This window comes from Pseudomonas sp. NY15364, assembly GCF_048068235.1.
Classification (GTDB): Bacteria; Pseudomonadota; Gammaproteobacteria; order Pseudomonadales; family Pseudomonadaceae; genus Aquipseudomonas; species Aquipseudomonas mendocina_D.
Map to the genome: position 1 here is coordinate 39,795 of NZ_JBLUPX010000027.1, position 16,418 is coordinate 56,212.

The following is a 16,418-nucleotide window of genomic DNA, read 5'->3' on the forward strand; positions in this document are numbered from 1 at the left end:
CAACCATGCTCAATGATCAAAACTAACAAGATAATGATCAAAAGTAGCAATTCACCTTGGCAGCACGGCTCGACCGACCTAACCTGCACCGCAACGAAGCCGAACATCCCGAAATGCGCCTACTGATCACCCTTCTGCTCGCGTTCGCACTGCTGGCCGGCCTTGGCAGCTACGCCCAGTGGATCGAGCAGCGTCCCAGCACCCACTACCTGTCCGACCTGCGCAGCCAGGTCGCGCTGGATATCGGCGAGCCCGGCCCGCGCGGCAACCTGCTGGGCATCCAGCCGGAGCTATTCCCAGCGGACTACCAGAGCCTCGCCCGCCTGCGCCTGAAACTGGCGGCCTACCTCGATCACGCCCGCGAGCGGGGCATGCTCAACGCGCGCACCGTCGTCGTGCTGCCGGAACATATCGGCACCTGGCTGCTCGCCGTTGGCGAGAAAGAAGAACTCTACCGTGCCAATGAACGCCGCCAGGCCATGCACTGGCTGGCGGCAACCAATCCGCTGGATTTTCTCGGCGCGCTACTGGGCGCCGCAGACGACGCGCGCCTGGACGATGCCATGCTGCGAACCAAGGCCAAGACCATGGCGCGTGATTATCAACAGCTGTTTGGCGATCTGGCTCGCGATTACCAGATCACCCTGGTGGCGGGCTCCATCGTTCTGCCCGAGCCTCACATAGAACAGGGCCGCCTCGAAGTCGGCCGCGGGCCGCTGTACAACGTCAGCCTGGTCTTCGACCGGGCCGGCAACCCGCTCGGCCAGCCACAACGCCACGCCTTCAGTGCAGGCGCGCTGACGACCGAAACAACCGGCGCCGTGCAAGTGTTGGAGACCCCGGCCGGCCGCCTCGGCGTGCTACTCGGTGGTGACATGCAGCAGTTGCGCCAGGCAACGACGGCTGGCGACGAAACCATCGAGCTCTTGGCAATGCCCAGCGATCTGGACAGCCAGGCGGACGACGCCGAGCTTGGCGAACAACTGCAGACCCATGGCATTCGCGCCGGGCTGAAAGTCCATCTGCGCGGCCGATTGTGGGAGCGTAGCGGTCAGTCCCAGGCGCTCGCCTTCGATACCGGTCGCAGCGAACGCGGCGCCAGCGAGCGTGGCGCGCAACTGATCAATCTATGGTTATGAAGGCATCACGCGTTCGCCTTGGCGATCTCTCCGTCGGCTTCACCCAGGCATTGGCCGACGCACTGCGCGAACAGGGCCAGCGCCCCGAACCGTTGCTCGAACAGTTCGGTCTGGATTCAGCACGCCTGAGCGAGCCGCGCGCGCGCCTGTCGATCCCGCGCTTCATGCGCCTTGGCCACAGCGCCATTGCCCTGTGCAACAACCCCGCCCTGGGCCTGGACATGGGCCGCCACAGCCGACTGAGCCAGATTGGCCTGGCCGGCATCTGCGCCGCGCAGGCGCCTGATCTGCGCGAAGCGGCACGCACCCTGACGCGCTTCGAGCCGCTGTACGCCGCCAACTATCGCGGCCGTTCGGGCTTCAGCGAGGATGCCCGCGGTGCCTGGCTGCATTTCTATTCGATCAGCCCCTACAACGCCTACAACCGCTTCGTGGTGGATTCGGTGCTGGCCGGCTGGCAGAGCAACCTGAGCCAGGTGGTCGACCGCCCCATCATCGCGGACAAGGTGGAAATCGAATTTCCGCCACCCGACTACAGCGAGCGTTACGAGCCCCTGTTCGGCTGCGCGGTGGAATTTGCCAGCGGAGCCAACCGCCTGCGCCTGAGCAGCGAAACCCTGGCCCTGCGCAATCCACAGCATTGCCCTGGCACCTGGCGCCACCTGCTGGAGCTGTGTGAACGAGAGCTTGATCAACTGACCCGCACGCGCAGCCTGCGCGAACAGGTCATCCAGCTGCTGGGGCCCTTGCTGCACGGCCATGAGCCGGATCTGCAGGAAGTGGCGCGCAGCCTTCACCTGCCGAGCTGGACGTTACGACGCAAGCTGGCGGAGGAAGGCACGCAATTTCGCGCCATCCTCAACGACACCCGCCGCGACCTGGCCACGGCCTATATCCGTGATACCGAGCTGGCCTTTGGCGAGATCGCCTACCTGCTCGGCTTCGCCTCGGCCGAAGCCTTCCAGCGCGCCTTCAAGCGCTGGCTCGGGCAGACGCCAGGCGATTACCGCCGCACACAGCGCAGAGCCAGCGGCGCAGCTCAGAGTTCGGTGGCGTCGTCGTCCACATCGGGCATGTCCTGACTGAGGACGTCGCGCTCGAGCAGTTCTTCCTGATAGTCATCCATCGGACATTCTCCTAGGGCATTTCATCTTTCGTTAGCAAGCTACGTTGCCAGTGTGAAGACAAGATGACGAAAAGCCGCAGGGCGATTGATTACCCCGGATAACAGGCAATAAAAAACCCGTCGATCTTGCGATCGACGGGTTTCGTATGTGGCGCAGCGGACGGGACTCGAACCCGCGACCCCCGGCGTGACAGGCCGGTATTCTAACCGACTGAACTACCGCTGCGTGTCGGTTGGACTTGCGTCCAAAGAACTCATGGAACTCTGTTACATCTAATGGCGCCCTTGCGGGCTTTGCCATCTCAAATCGACAAGGTGCCGATCTGGGAAATAATGGCGCAGCGGACGGGACTCGAACCCGCGACCCCCGGCGTGACAGGCCGGTATTCTAACCGACTGAACTACCGCTGCGCGTCGGTGGACTTTCGTCCTTCTCTCTAAGGCTATGGTGGGTGATGACGGGATCGAACCGCCGACCCTCTGCTTGTAAGGCAGATGCTCTCCCGGCTGAGCTAATCACCCATGTGCCTTAGCGAGGCGCGCACTTTATGCAGGCGGCGATGCTAAGTCAACACCCTGCTTGAATTTTTTCTGAAAAAGGCAGATTCATCGCCCACCTCATTCCATCTCTCCGCACAGTTCGGCGGCGCGCAGCAGCGCGGCCGTGAGGCTGTGGCGCTCCCAATCGGCCAGCGCGGCAAAACGCTGGTTGAATTCCGGTGGCATCAACGAAGGTGCTTGCTGGATCAGCTCACGGCCCGCATCGCTGATCAACAGCCACTGGCGCCGGCGATCCTGATCATCGCGCTGGCGCTGCAACAGACCACGCTCTTCCAAGCGATCGAGCATGCCGGACAGCGTCGCAGCGGTCAGGCTAACGCGGCTGCTGAGCACGCTGGCGGTCAGGCGCGCTTCACTGGCCAGCACCTGCAGGATCATCAACTGCATGGGCGTCAGCCCACCGAAGCGGGCCAGGCGCTTGGCGTGCACCTCCCCCGCCTGCTGCAAGCGCCGCAGCGCCTGAAACAGGGGCATCTCGAAGGCCATGACAGATGACAAATCTATTTCAACAGGAACTTTTTTATCGCTCATAAGCACCAATTAATGACAACCAAAACTTTGACATGAAAGCATTATTTTGTTTTGGTGTAAAAGGCTCGACCACGAGCCACTCCCCAACGGCAACACCGGTAAGGAACTATGTGCGGAATAGCTGGAGAACTTCGTTTTGATCGACGCCCCGCGGACCTGGCGGCAGTCGAGCGCATCACCCACCACCTGGCCCCTCGCGGCCCCGACGCCCATGGCTTTCATAGCCAGGGCCCGATCGCCCTGGGCCATCGCCGGCTGAAGATCATGGATCTGGCCGAAGCCTCGGGCCAGCCAATGATCGACAGTGATCTCGGCCTGTCGATGGTGTTCAACGGCGCCATCTACAACTACCCCGAATTGCGTGCCGAGCTGGAAACGCTGGGTTATCGCTTCTTCTCCGGCGGCGACACCGAGGTGCTGCTCAAGGGCTACCACGCCTGGGGCGAGCAACTGCTGCCCAAGCTCAACGGCATGTTCGCGTTTGCCGTCTGGGAGCGTGACAAGCAAAGCCTGTTCATCGCCCGCGACCGCCTCGGCGTCAAACCGTTGTACCTGTCGCGCACCGGCGAGCGCCTGCGCTTCGCCTCGTCGCTGCCAGCCCTGCTGCAGGGTGGAGACATCGCCAAGACGCTGGATGCCGTCGCCCTCAATCACTATTTGAACTTCCATGCCGTGGTGCCGGCGCCGCGCACCCTCCTGGCTGGCGTCGAGAAGCTGCCGCCGGCGACCTGGATGCGCGTCGATGCAGACGGCAAGGTCGAGCAACAGACCTGGTGGACGCTGCAATTCGGCCCGCAAGGCGAGGAAGTGAATTACGGCTTTGAGGAATGGCGCGACCGCACGCTGCACGCCATGCGCGAGGCGGTGGAGATTCGTCAGCGCGCGGCGGTCGACGTCGGCGTGCTGCTCTCTGGCGGCGTCGATTCGAGCATGCTGGTCGGCCTGCTGCGCGAAGCCGGTGTGGAGAACCTGCTGACCTTCTCCATCGGCTTCCAGGATGCCGGCGGCGAACGTGGCGACGAATTCCAGTATTCGGACCTGATCGCCCAGCATTTTGGCACCCGCCATCATCAATTGCGCATTGGCGAGCACGAGATTCTCGAGCAGCTGCCGCAGGCCTTCCGCGCCATGAGCGAGCCAATGGTCAGCCATGATTGCATCGCCTTCTACCTGCTTTCGCGCGAAGTCGCCAAGCACTGCAAGGTGGTACAGAGTGGCCAAGGCGCCGACGAACTGTTCGCCGGCTACCACTGGTATCCGCAAGTCGATGGTGCCAAGGATGCTTTCGCCGCCTACCGCGCCGCTTTCTTCGACCGCGAGCACGACGAATACGCGGCCTGCGTGCAGCCCGCCTGGCTGACCGGCGACATGGCCGGCGAGTTCGTTCGCGAGCACTTCGCCATGCCCGGTGCCGATGCTGCAGTGGACAAGGCCCTGCGCCTGGACAGCACGGTGATGCTGGTCGACGACCCGGTCAAACGGGTGGACAACATGACCATGGCCTGGGGCCTGGAAGCGCGCACGCCGTTCCTTGACTACCGCGTGGCCGAGCTATCAGCGCGCATTCCCGCGCAGTTCAAGCTGCCAGCAGGCGGCAAGTACGTGCTCAAGGAAGCCGCGCGCAAGGTCATCCCCAGCGAGGTGATCGACCGACCCAAGGGTTACTTCCCGGTGCCGGGCCTCAAGCATCTGGAGGGTGCCACCCTCGGTTGGGTGCGCGATCTGCTGCTCGACCCAAGCCAGGATCGCGGCCTGTTCAACCCGACCATGCTCGATCAGTTGCTGACCAACCCGCAGAGCCAGCTCACGCCGCTGCGCGGCTCAAAGCTATGGCAGTTGGCGGCGCTCAACCTGTGGCTGAGCGAGCAGGGTCTGTAACGACGCAGGAGCGGCTGCAGCGCGATGCCGCTCAGCCGCCCCTGTGAGCTGCCAAGGAACGGTCGTAGCCCGGATGCAATCCGGGATCGACACGACTCAACATTCGATCCGGTTCAGACCGGCGAAGGACAACTCATGCGCTCCCCTGCCTTCAAACAACGCCTGATCCGCGGCCAGACACCCTCCTACGAGCGTCTTCAGGCGCGTCTGGCCGAAGATCACACCAGCGAGCCCAGCCAACCGCAGGCCATCCACTGCGGCTGGGGTCGCCTGCTGATCGGCCACACCTACCCGGACGCCACGGCTCTGGCTGAATCCCTGCTCGATGAGCAACCCGGCGAGCGCGACATCGCCCTGTATGTCGCCGCGCCGCATCAGGTGCTGGCCCATGCGCCGCAGCAACTGTTTCTCGACCCCTCCGACACGCTGCGCCTGTGGTTCACCGATTACCGCCCGGCGCGTCGCAGCTTTCGTGGCTTTCGCATTCGCCGTGCGCAAAACGAGGCGGATTGGCGGGCCATCAACTGCCTGTACCAAACCCGCAACATGCTGCCCATCGACCCGGCCAAGCTCACGCCCTACAACGAAGGCGGCCCGACCTACTGGCTGGCCGAGGACGAAGACAGCGGCGCGGTGATCGGCAGCGTCATGGGCCTCAACCACCAGCGCGCCTTCCGCGACCCGGAAAACGGCAGCAGCCTCTGGTGCCTGGCGGTCGACCCGCAATGCAGCCGCCCCGGTGTCGGCGAGGTGCTGGTGCGCCACCTGATCGAGCACGGCATGAGCCGTGGCCTGAGCTACCTCGATCTGTCGGTGTTGCACGACAACCAACAGGCCAAGAAGCTCTACGCCAAACTCGGTTTTCGCGAGCTGCAAACCTTCAGCCTCAAGCGCAAGAACGGCATCAATCAGCCGCTGTTCCTCGGCCCCGGCCCGCAGGCCGAACTCAACCCCTACGCCCGCATCATCGTCGACGAGGCGCTGCGTCGAGGTATCGAAGTGACGGTGGACGACGCCGAAGCCGGGTTGTTCACCCTCAGCCACGGCGGCCGGCGCATTCGCTGCCGCGAGTCGCTATGCGATCTGACCAGCGCCGTGAGCATGACCCTGTGCCAGGACAAGCGCCTGACCCACCGTACCCTGTCGCGGGCCGACCTCAGTGTGCCGGCGCAGCGCCTGGCCGGCAGCGCCGAAGAAAATGCCGCCTTCCTCGCCGAACACGGCTCGGTCGTGGTCAAACCGGTCGATGGCGAACAGGGCCAGGGCGTGGCAGTCGATCTGCGCACCCCCGGTGAAGTGCAGGAGGCCATCGAGCGCGCCAGCGTATTCGATCAGCGCGTGCTGCTGGAAAGCTTTCACGAAGGTCACGACCTGCGCGTGCTGGTTATCGGCTACGAAGTGGTGGCCGCCGCCATCCGCCGCCCGGCCGAGATCATCGGCGATGGCCGGCACAGCATCGGCGAACTGATCGATGCGCAGAGCCGTCGTCGCCAGGCCGCCACCGGTGGCGAGAGTCGCATCCCAAAGGACGCCGAAACCCTGCGCACGCTGCACGGCACCGGCCTCGACTACGACAGCGTGTTGCCAGCCGGGCAACGCCTGGCCGTGCGCAAGACCGCCAACCTGCACACCGGCGGCACCCTGGAGGACGTCACCGCGATTCTCCACCCGACCCTGCGCGACGCCGCGATCAAGGCCGCGCGCGCCCTGGAAATCCCCGTGGTCGGCCTCGACCTGCTGGTGCCCGCCGCTGATCAGCCGGAGTACGTATTCATCGAAGCCAACGAGCGCGCCGGCCTGGCCAACCATGAGCCGCAGCCGACCGCCGAGCGCTTCGTCGACCTGCTGTTCCCGCTCAGCCAGGTATCGAGCTGACCACTCTCCCCCGGCCCTCTCCCGCACAGGGAGAGGGGAAACCCGAATGCCGAGGAGCTTGCATGCAACAACTACCCGAACCCGATCTTGACTACATGCAGAAGGTGCTGCTGGAGATGCTTGCCATCCCCAGCCCCACCGGTTTCACAGACACCATCGTGCGCTACGTCGCCGAACGTCTCGAAGAGCTGGAAATCCCCTTCGAGCTGACCCGCCGCGGCACCATTCGCGCCACCCTGCGCGGACGCCAGAGCGAGTACGAGCGTTTCGACCGTGCCGTGTCCGTACACTTGGACACCATTGGCGCCATCGTCCGCGAAATCAAGGACAACGGCCGCCTGGGCCTGGCCCCAGTGGGCTGCTGGTCGAGCCGCTTCGCCGAAGGCAGCCGTGTCAGCCTGTTCACCGATAACGGCGTGATTCGCGGCAGTGTGCTGCCACTGATGGCCTCGGGGCACGCCTTCAACACCGCCGTCGATACCATGCCGGTAAGCTGGGATCACGTCGAGCTGCGCCTGGACGCCTACTGCGCCACCCGCGCTGATTGCGATTCCTTGGGCGTTTGCGTCGGTGATTTCGTCGCCTTCGATCCGCTCCCGGAGTTTTCCGAGAGCGGTCATATCAGTGCCCGCCACCTTGATGACAAGGCCGGCGTCGCCGCCCTGCTGGCGTCACTCAAGGCGATTCGTGATCACGGCCTGCAACCGATGATCGACTGCCATCCGCTGTTCACCATCACCGAAGAGGTCGGCTCCGGCGCTGCTGCCGCGCTGCCCTGGGATGTCAGCGAGTTCGTCGGCATCGACATCGCCCCGGTCGCGCCGGGCCAGCAGTCCAGCGAGCACGCCGTCAGCGTGGCCATGCAGGACTCCGGCGGCCCCTACGACTATCACCTGTCACGTCAGTTGCTGCGCCTGGCAGCCGAACAGGACGTACCGGTACGCCGCGACCTGTTCCGCTACTACCACAGCGACGCGCAATCGGCAGTCACCGCTGGCCATGACATCCGCACGGCGCTGCTGGCCTTCGGCTGCGACGCGACTCACGGCTATGAACGCACCCATATCGACAGCCTCAAGGCCCTCAGCCGCCTGCTCACCGCCTACATGATGAGCCCACCGGTGTTCGCCAGCGATGCGCAACCGGCACAGGGCTCGCTGGAGCGCTTCAGCCATCAACTGGAGCATGACGCGCAGATGGAAAGCGATACCCGAGTGCCGCCGGTGGACAGCCTGGTTGGCCAACATGATCGGGACGCTTGAAGGCTTGAGTGCATAAAGGCAAAGTGACACACAGAACGACAGGGGGAGCATCAGCTCCCCTTTTTCTGGCCTGCAGTCAGTGGCCAACCTTATGGCCGTCGCCAAGCGACGTTGAACATGACACCCCGGCCATTTTCCTGGCCTTCTGAGGTTCACGGATGCCTCGCGTCTTTCTGGCCTTGCTGTTGCTCTGGCTCGCCTGCCCCAGTTGGGCGCTTACGCCTGCGTCGCTCGACAGCGACGACCTGCGCCTATCCTTGGGCCCTTACACCGGTTATTACGAAGACATAAACGGCACCCTGAGCATCGAGCAGGTGCAGGCGCTGGATGATGACGCCTTCAAGGCCCTGGGCGGTGAACATGCCAACCTCGGCAAGAACGCATCGGTGTGGTGGTTCAAGGTTCGCCTGGTCAACGCCCTGAACCATGAGCTGGGCGGCTATCTCGAAGTCAACTATCCGTTGCTCGATCATCTGCAGGTGCACCTGATCGACCCGGATGGCAGCCGCCTGGAACAGGAAAGCGGCGACACTTTCGCCTTCTCCCAGCGGCCGGTGCAGGTTCGCAATTTCTGGTTTCCCATGCAGCTGGAGCCCGGGGTCAGTACATTGCTGATCCGCGTGGAAACCACCAGTACGGTGTTCGTGCCGCTGTTCTTCGCCACCTATGGCGCCAGCGCAGCCGCGCAGGAAAACCTGATGGGCTTCAACGGCGCGTTCTACGGCGTGCTGTTCGCCATGTTCTGCTACAACCTGTTCCTCTACCTGTCGCTGCGTGAATCGGCCTACCTCTGGTACCTGGCCTACAACCTCAACGTCGGCCTGCTCGCGGCGTGCTTCGACGGCATGCTGTTCAAGCTGCTGCCCGAGGACGTGGCCTTTCAATCGGTCAGCATCTACATCCTGATGTACGCGCACTGCCTCACGGCCATCCAGTTCAGCCGTCATTTCCTGCATGCACGCCAGTATTTCCCGCGCCTGGATACCGGCCTGCGCCTGCTCATGCTGGCCTGCATCGGCTGCCTGGTTTCGGTGCCGCTGATCGGTTTCACTGCGTGGAACATCCTCGCCAGCCTGACCGTTTCGCTGGTCTCGCTGATCCTGCTGCTGACCGGCCTGTACGCCTGGCGTCGCGGCGTGCGCTACGGCTCCTACTACACCCTGGCCTGGGCCGTTCTGCTGTTCGCCTTTATCCAGGCCACCACCGGCTCGCTGGGCCTGGAAGTGTTTGGCGTGTTCGGCGCCACGGTGGTGAAGATCGGCGTGACCATCGAGCTGATCACCCTGTCCATCGGCCTTGCCGACCGCATCAACCTGCTCAAGGAAGAAGGCTTCCAGTCGCGCCGTGCGGCCGAACAAGCCGCCTTCGAGAACCAGGCCAAGAGTCGCTTCCTGGCCAAGATGAGCCACGAAATTCGCACGCCACTCAACGGCGTGCTGGGCATGTTGCAACTGCTGCGCGAAACACCGCTGGATCGCAGCCAGCGCTTCTACGTTGACACCATTTCCAGCTCCGGCAGCTCGTTGATGGCGGTTATCAACGACATCCTCGACTACGCCCGCATCGAGTCCGGCAAGCTCAGCCTGGAGCAGATCGAGTTCGACCTGGAAGACATGATTTCCGAGACGCTCAGCCTGTTCACCGGCCAGGCGCTGGACAAACGCCTGCGCCTCTACGTCAGCCTGGAAAACGGCGTACCCCGGCGCATTCAGGGTGATCCGACGCGGCTTAAACAGGTGTTGATGAACCTGCTCAGCAACGCCCTCAAGTTCACTGCCGAAGGCCATGTGGCGGTCAGCGTCAGCCGCCGCAGCGACAGCCGTGGCCAGCCGCATCTGGTGTTCGCCGTCAGCGACAGTGGCATCGGTATCAGTGAGCAGGCACTGGCGCAATTGTTCGAATCTTTCGCTCAGGGCGACTCCAGCACTACTCGCCGCTATGGCGGCAGTGGCCTGGGCCTGGCCATCAGCAAAGAGCTGGTGGAGATGATGGGCGGTAGAATCGAAGTGCAGAGCACCCTGGGCCAGGGCACCCGCTTCGCGTTCGACATACCGCTACTGGCCGAACAGGAACCCCCCGACGAGCTCAGCCGCCTGCTGACCGGACGCACCGCTCTGCTCGCCTCTCTCGATGGCCTGGGCCTGGATGCCATGAGCCGTCTGCTCGGGCGCTGGGGCATGCGTACCGAGCGCTGCCAGACGCCAGAGCGCCTGCAGGACTATCTGGAGGATTTCGCTGCGCCGCCATTGCTGGTGCTGATGGCGCCCTGGCCAGGTGGTGTCAACCACTGGCTCGACTCGCTCCGACCCAAGCTGCAGGCGCAACAGCGCGTGCTGCTGGTCTGCCCGCCCGAGGCCTGCCAACATCTGCCGGCGAGCCACGGTCTGCGCCTGCAACACCTGGCCCAACCCGTGGCAATCAAAGCGCTGCGCCAGGCCTTGAACGGGCTGTATGAAGAACCCAGAGCACAGGTACATCAGTTGGTCAGAGAAATACGCAGCGACAACAGCGAAGCCCCCTGCATTCTGGTGGCAGAGGACAACCCGGTGAACCAGCTGGTGGTTCAGGGCTTTTTGAAGAAACGTGGCTACAGCGTGCGCCTGGTAGTCGACGGCCAGGCGGCGGTGGACGAATACGCTCGCGACCCGGCAGCCGTGCACTTGATCCTGATGGATTGCGAGATGCCGGTGATGGACGGCTTCGAAGCCACACGGCAGATCCGCCGGCTCGAACGCGACCGGCAACTCGCTGCCGTCCCCATCATCGCACTGACCGCGCATATCCTCGAGGAACACCGTCAGCACGGTCTGGACGCTGGCATGGATGATTTCCTCGGCAAACCGCTGGATAGCGCCCTGCTCTACAGCACGCTGGAGCATCACCTCAAGCGGCCCGGCACGATGCACTGAGGAAGCTCGCAGCATGGAGCCTTGTGGCTCTATCATGGGCTCCAATAACTGGAGCCACTCGCTGTGCTGATCCCCGCTGACCTGCTGCAAGCCGACACCCTCACCGCCCTGATCGAAGACTTCGTCACCCGTGACGGCACCGACAACGGCGATGAAACCCCGCTGGAGACCCGCGTGCAACGCGTACGTCGTGCCCTGGACAAGGGCGAAGCAGTGATAGTCTTCGACCCCGACAGCCAGCAATGCCAGTTGGCGATGAAGCGTGACGTGCCCAAGGAATGGCTGGAGGCCCTGCAGCAATCGCTCAGTGATTGACCGTATGCGCCAGCATCACCGATAGCTGACACAGAGGTCGGCCGCTTTCGGCCTGCCACTGGTTGAACGCCGCCTGCACCGCGGCCAGGTCTTTCAAGCTGGTCGGCGCCTTGTCGATCACGTCCTGCGCTTTCAGCGCGGCGACCATGTCATCGGTGGGAATGAAGGTGTCCTTGCCCACCATCCGCAGAAAACGCGGCGCCGACAGGCCGCCAAGCTGACTGCCATGCTTGGCCAGGTATTTCCACAGGCCGACGATGTCGGTCACCGGCCAATCGGCGATCAGGGTGCCAAAGCTGCCTTTTTCACGACGCACATCGAGGATGAACTGGGCGTTGCGCGGCACACTTTTCAGCTTGCCCAGGTGGCGAATCAACCGCGCATCCTGCATCAGGTTCTCCAGGCGCTCGGCGCCCATCAGCACCACCTTTTCCGGGTCGAAGCCAAAGAAAACCTCCTCGAAGGCCGGCCATTTGGCGTCCACCAGACTGTGCTTGAGACCGGCGCGGAAGATGCGCAGGCTGATCAGCGACAGATAACGGTCATCACTCAGCGCCCGCAGTTCGGCATCGCTACGCGGCTGCGGCAGCATGGCCTCCAGTGCCTTCGCCGAGCCGAAGCGATTGAGGCAAAACTCGTGCAGCCACTTGTAATCACGCATGAATCGAATCCTTCATAAAACGGATGACAGAGCCTGCACGCAGCGCGTTGAACACTCAAGTCCCACAACGATGACGCTCACGTAGGGCGGGTGAAACCCGCCAATCTCGAACCGGCGGCTTGCACCCGCCCTACCCACGCAAACGCTCGGCAGCCCGGCGCAACGCAGCCTCGGTGCCGCTCCAGCCCAGGCAGCCATCGGTGATCGATACGCCGTAACGCAACTCGCCGGCAAGCGCCTGGCAGCCGTCGAACAGGTGGCTCTCCAGCATCACCCCGCGCAGGCTGTCATCGCCAGCCAGGCGCTGGTCGATCACGCTTTCCAGCACCGCCGGTTGACGCAACGGATCCTTGCCGCTGTTGGCGTGACTGCAATCGACCAGAATGCGCGGCGCGATGCCCTGGCGCTCAAGTGCCTGCCGCGCAGCGGCGACGCTGACGGCATCATGGTTCGGTGCGCCGTGGCCACCGCGCAGCACCAGATGGGTGTCGGGGTTGCCCGCGGTATGCAGCAGGGCCGGATGGCCGAGGTCATCGATGCCGAAGTGCTGATGCGGGTGCGCCGCCGAGCGCATGGCGTCGCAGGCGATGCCGACACTGCCGTCGGTGCCGTTCTTGAAGCCCACCGGCAAATCCAGGCCGCTGACCATCTCGCGATGCACCTGCGACTCGCTGGTGCGCGCACCGATAGCCGCCCAACCGAGCAGGTCGTCGAAGTAACCGGCGGCCATAGGTTGCAGCAGCTCGGTGGCCAGCGGCAAGCCGCGAGCGAGGATATCCAGCATCAACTGCCGGGACTGCCGCAAACCCTCGGCCATATCACCACTGCCATCCAGATGCGGGTCGTACAGCAGCCCCTTCCAGCCTACTGTGGTGCGCGGTTTCTCCACATAGGCGCGCATCACCAGCAACAGTTGGTCGTCGACCTGCGGCGTCAGTTCGGCCAGGCGCTCGGCGTATTCGAGGGCGCTGCTACGGTCATGCAGGGAACAGGGGCCGACCACCACCAGCAGACGTGAGTCGCGACCGTCGAGCACGGCGCGGATGGCGTCACGGTCGGCGGCAATGGTATCGGCAAGCGCGGCAGGCAACGGCAGGCGTTGACGCAGTACGGCGGGGCTGGGCAGCGGCTGGGCGCTGCGGCGGGCGATGGTGGTGACGGAGGAAGCGAGTTGAGCGGAGCTGTTCATGATCTGGCGGTTCCTTGGCCGGCGCGGTCGATGCCGCGGCGGCGCTAACTGAGTGTTCGTGGCAAAGGTGTCAGGGCGGTGGTGACGCTGCTAAATCGCCAGTCGTAGCGGTAGTTACGGTAATAACGGTTCATCTGTGAGTCCTCGATCTGTGGCCGTTTTTCGGCCGGAAAAAACAAAACCCCCGGTCGGGTTGCCGACCGGGGGTTTTGTGGAAAACGTCTCTGGTGGCGACCCTGGTGTCTCAGGCCGCCTGTGGGGTATCAGGCGCGCCTGTGGCTAAACCAATACCCAAAGAAGTAATACGCGGCAGCCGCGACCGACTGCGCACGCGCCAACGCGGCGCGCGAGGCACCGGCTTGCAGCATGGACAGGAGGTTGAGGCTGGCGGACATGGAATTCTCCAAAACGATGGCTGAACCATACTCCAGGCCTTTACGGCCTGGCAAGCGTCGCGGCTAAAGCCCCTCCCACGGATCGAATTGCCTGTGGGAGGGGCTTTAGCCGCGATGGTTTACAGGCTCATCACATCGAGAAAGCGCGGCGTGGCGCTGTCGTCGATCTTCAGGCTCTTGAAGTCGAACAGGTTGCGGTCGGCCAGTTGCGAGGGGTGCACGTTCTGCAGGGCGCGGAACATGATCTCGACCCGACCCGGGCTCTTGCGCTCCCACTCCTGCAGCATCTCCTTGACCACCTGGCGCTGCAGGTTCTCCTGCGAGCCGCAGAGGTTGCACGGGATGATGGGGAACTCCTTGAGCTGGCTGTAGGCCTCGATATCGGCCTCGGCGCAGTAGGCCAGCGGGCGGATCACCACGTTGCGGCCGTCGTCGGACAGCAGCTTGGGTGGCATGGCCTTGAGCGTGCCGCCGTAGAACATGTTGAGGAAGAAGGTTTCCAGGATGTCGTCGCGGTGGTGCCCCAGCGCCATCTTGGTCGCGCCGATCTCATCGGCATAGGTGTACAGCGTGCCGCGACGCAGGCGCGAGCACAGCGAGCAGGTGGTCTTGCCCTCGGGAATCTTCTCCTTGACCACCGAGTAGGTGTCCTTCTCGATGATGTGGTACGGCACGCCAACGGATTCCAGATAGGCCGGCAACACGTGCTCGGGGAAGCCGGGCTGCTTCTGATCCATGTTTACCGCGACGATCTCGAACTTGATCGGCGCCACCTTCTGCAGATACAGCAGCACGTCGAGCATGGTGTAGCTGTCTTTGCCGCCGGACAGGCAGACCATCACCTTGTCGCCATCCTCGATCATGTTGAAGTCGGTGATGGCTTCGCCGGCCAGGCGGCGAATTCGCTTCTGCAGTTTGTTCTGGTTGACCGAAAGGGTGCCCATGGTGCGTCGAAATCCGAGGGAGTGGGAACGAAAGCGCGACATTTTACGCACAATGGCGCCGCGCCCCCACCCCACCGACAACTAAATGCTAGGCTCGGCCGATGAACGACGACCTCGACCCCGATCTGGACCTCGCCGAGCAGGTACTGCAACTGCTGCAGGCAGCACCGGATGGCATTGCCGAATACACCCTGATCCAGCAACTGAAAGATCGCCACAGCGGTCATGTCCCCAATCTGCCCCTGGCCGACAAGCTGGTGCTGTTTCGCACTCATTTCCTGCTGTTCAACGCGCTTTATCGCCTGCGCGAGCAGCTATGGCAGAAAAAGAGTCACCTGCTGCAGATCAGCCCGCTGTGTATACGTCTGCTGCCCTATCAGTCAGGCAGTGCGGCGCTCAGTGAACGCGACGCCCTGCGTGACTACTACTTGGACATGAGCAACCTGCAGAGCACCGACGAACGCGACGTCGAGCGCTTGCTGACCAGCTTCTGGACGCGCATGCAAGGCGGCGAAGAGAAGCAGGCTGCACTCGAGTTGTTCGAACTGGCCAATGAACGGACACTCGACCTGCCAAGAATCAAGCTGCGCTACCGACAAATGGTCAGCGAGCATCATCCGGACCGAGGCGGCAGCACAGAGCGGCTGCAGTCGATAAACCTGGCTATGGAAATTCTTGAGCGCTATTACCACTGACTTCTAGAGAGCGATTTGCTCTAAAGCCAGGCATCACGACGGCTCCAGGCTCTGTCTATACTGCGACATAAGGTCGCAACGATTTGGCCTGATACCTGGTAACGCTGTCCATGCGCGCCGGGCCTCCGCCGGGGGGCGACTGTCATAAGAAAAGGAGGTGTCTGGCATGATCCACCACGTTTGGGGGCTCTTCACCCATCCCGATCAAGAATGGCAAGAAATCCGTGGCGAGGAAGAATCAATCAGCCACATGTACCTGACCCATGTGCTGATTCTTGCAGCAATTCCCGCTATTTCAGCTTACATCGGCACTACCCAGGTTGGCTGGGCGATTGGTGACCGAGCACCAGTAATGCTTACCGAAGGCAGTGCGATGGTGATGACCATCATGTCCTACCTGGCGATGCTCGCCGGGGTAGCCGTGATGGGCGCATTCATCCACTGGATGGCACGCACCTACGACGCCAATCCCAGCCTAACCCAGTGCATCGTATTCGCGGCTTACACCGCCACCCCACTGTTCATCGGAGGTCTCGCAGCGCTCTATCCGCATCTGTGGCTGGGCATGGTCGTGGGCACGGTCGCGATCTGCTACACGGTTTATCTGCTCTATGTCGGCATACCGACGTTCATGAACATTCCTGAAGATGAAGGCTTCATGTTCTCCAGCTCTGTACTGGCGGTCGGCTTGGTCGTGCTGGTAGCGATGATAGCCAGCTCGGTCATTCTCTGGGGCATGGGCGTCGGCCCGGTCTACACAAGCTGACAGCCGATAGTGACAAACCCACAGGCCGCCCTCGCAGACTGTGTGAAAACGTTCTGAACTGACCGGTTCAATACAAACGCCCCGATTGATTCGGGGCGTTTGTGTTTTTACTGGTGCAATGATGCAAAGTGCAGCGCTCAGGTCAGCAGCTCGATCATGCGGCGTGCCCCGA

14 protein-coding genes and 3 tRNA genes are annotated in these 16,418 nt (G+C 63.0%); 9 read left to right on the forward strand and 8 right to left on the reverse strand.

What is annotated here, in order from left to right; all coding sequences use genetic code 11:
* The first annotated feature begins 113 nt into the window (after positions 1–113).
* Complete coding sequence (locus tag ACNFCJ_RS19140; RefSeq protein WP_416773078.1) at positions 114–1,139, forward strand: carbon-nitrogen hydrolase family protein; 1,026 nt, start codon at positions 114–116, stop codon at positions 1,137–1,139.
* Positions 1,136–2,221, forward strand: a complete 1,086-nt coding sequence (locus tag ACNFCJ_RS19145; protein WP_416773079.1) for an AraC family transcriptional regulator — start codon at positions 1,136–1,138, stop codon at positions 2,219–2,221. Before ACNFCJ_RS19140 ends, ACNFCJ_RS19145 begins: the two co-directional genes overlap by 4 nt.
* A gap of 193 nt (positions 2,222–2,414) precedes the next feature.
* Here ACNFCJ_RS19145 and ACNFCJ_RS19150 read toward each other — a convergent pair.
* The 4 genes from ACNFCJ_RS19150 to ACNFCJ_RS19165 all read right to left on the reverse strand — a co-directional run bounded on the left by ACNFCJ_RS19150 (position 2,415) and on the right by ACNFCJ_RS19165 (position 3,357).
* Positions 2,415–2,491: transfer RNA gene (locus ACNFCJ_RS19150), tRNA-Asp, on the reverse strand.
* A 108-nt stretch (positions 2,492–2,599) separates the two neighbouring features.
* Positions 2,600–2,676 (reverse strand) — tRNA-Asp (locus ACNFCJ_RS19155).
* A gap of 35 nt (positions 2,677–2,711) precedes the next feature.
* Positions 2,712–2,787 (reverse strand) — tRNA-Val (locus ACNFCJ_RS19160).
* Positions 2,788–2,883: 96 nt separating this feature from the next.
* Positions 2,884–3,357 carry a MarR family winged helix-turn-helix transcriptional regulator gene (locus ACNFCJ_RS19165; protein WP_003461493.1) on the reverse strand — a complete coding sequence of 158 codons (474 nt, stop codon included), beginning with the start codon at positions 3,355–3,357 and terminating at the stop codon, positions 2,884–2,886.
* Between the two features lie 108 nt (positions 3,358–3,465).
* On the opposite strand from ACNFCJ_RS19165, the gene ACNFCJ_RS19170 reads away from it, so the two are divergent.
* The 5 genes from ACNFCJ_RS19170 (at position 3,466) to ACNFCJ_RS19190 (ending at position 11,596) form a co-directional block, all read left to right on the forward strand.
* Entirely contained in the window at positions 3,466–5,235 is a 1,770-nt protein-coding gene (locus ACNFCJ_RS19170; protein WP_416773081.1) for an N-acetylglutaminylglutamine amidotransferase, read from the forward strand.
* A gap of 135 nt (positions 5,236–5,370) precedes the next feature.
* Positions 5,371–7,110, forward strand: a complete 1,740-nt coding sequence (gene ngg, locus ACNFCJ_RS19175; protein ID WP_416773082.1) for an N-acetylglutaminylglutamine synthetase — start codon at positions 5,371–5,373, stop codon at positions 7,108–7,110.
* A gap of 62 nt (positions 7,111–7,172) precedes the next feature.
* Entirely contained in the window at positions 7,173–8,372 is a 1,200-nt protein-coding gene (locus ACNFCJ_RS19180; RefSeq protein WP_106735543.1) for an osmoprotectant NAGGN system M42 family peptidase, read from the forward strand.
* Between the two features lie 158 nt (positions 8,373–8,530).
* Positions 8,531–11,281, forward strand: a complete 2,751-nt coding sequence (locus ACNFCJ_RS19185) for a 7TM diverse intracellular signaling domain-containing protein (protein ID WP_416773084.1) — start codon at positions 8,531–8,533, stop codon at positions 11,279–11,281.
* A 63-nt stretch (positions 11,282–11,344) separates the two neighbouring features.
* The gene (locus ACNFCJ_RS19190) at positions 11,345–11,596 is read left to right on the forward strand and encodes a YheU family protein (protein ID WP_037000031.1); all 252 of its coding nucleotides are present in this window, start codon (positions 11,345–11,347) and stop codon (positions 11,594–11,596) included.
* On the opposite strand, the gene ACNFCJ_RS19195 is transcribed toward ACNFCJ_RS19190, so the two are convergent.
* The 4 genes from ACNFCJ_RS19195 to ttcA form a co-directional block, all read right to left on the reverse strand.
* Positions 11,586–12,257 carry a DNA-3-methyladenine glycosylase I gene (locus tag ACNFCJ_RS19195; RefSeq protein WP_143505338.1) on the reverse strand — a complete coding sequence of 224 codons (672 nt, stop codon included), beginning with the start codon at positions 12,255–12,257 and terminating at the stop codon, positions 11,586–11,588. The genes ACNFCJ_RS19190 and ACNFCJ_RS19195 overlap by 11 nt on opposite strands.
* A 130-nt stretch (positions 12,258–12,387) precedes the next feature.
* Entirely contained in the window at positions 12,388–13,446 is a 1,059-nt protein-coding gene (locus ACNFCJ_RS19200) for a 3-deoxy-7-phosphoheptulonate synthase (protein ID WP_416773086.1), read from the reverse strand.
* Positions 13,447–13,709: 263 nt separating this feature from the next.
* Entirely contained in the window at positions 13,710–13,841 is a 132-nt protein-coding gene (locus ACNFCJ_RS19205) for a hypothetical protein (protein ID WP_416773088.1), read from the reverse strand.
* A 119-nt stretch (positions 13,842–13,960) separates the two neighbouring features.
* Positions 13,961–14,785 carry a tRNA 2-thiocytidine(32) synthetase TtcA gene (ttcA, locus tag ACNFCJ_RS19210; RefSeq protein ID WP_099523313.1) on the reverse strand — a complete coding sequence of 275 codons (825 nt, stop codon included), beginning with the start codon at positions 14,783–14,785 and terminating at the stop codon, positions 13,961–13,963.
* A gap of 101 nt (positions 14,786–14,886) precedes the next feature.
* Here ttcA and ACNFCJ_RS19215 point away from each other — a divergent pair, with 101 nt between their 5' ends.
* Positions 14,887–15,480, forward strand: coding sequence for a DNA-J related domain-containing protein (locus ACNFCJ_RS19215; RefSeq protein WP_416773090.1), 594 nt, complete (start codon positions 14,887–14,889; stop codon positions 15,478–15,480).
* 166 nt (positions 15,481–15,646) lie between these two features.
* Complete coding sequence (locus ACNFCJ_RS19220) at positions 15,647–16,246, forward strand: Yip1 family protein (RefSeq protein WP_099523316.1); 600 nt, start codon at positions 15,647–15,649, stop codon at positions 16,244–16,246.
* The last annotated feature ends 172 nt before the right edge of the window (positions 16,247–16,418 follow it).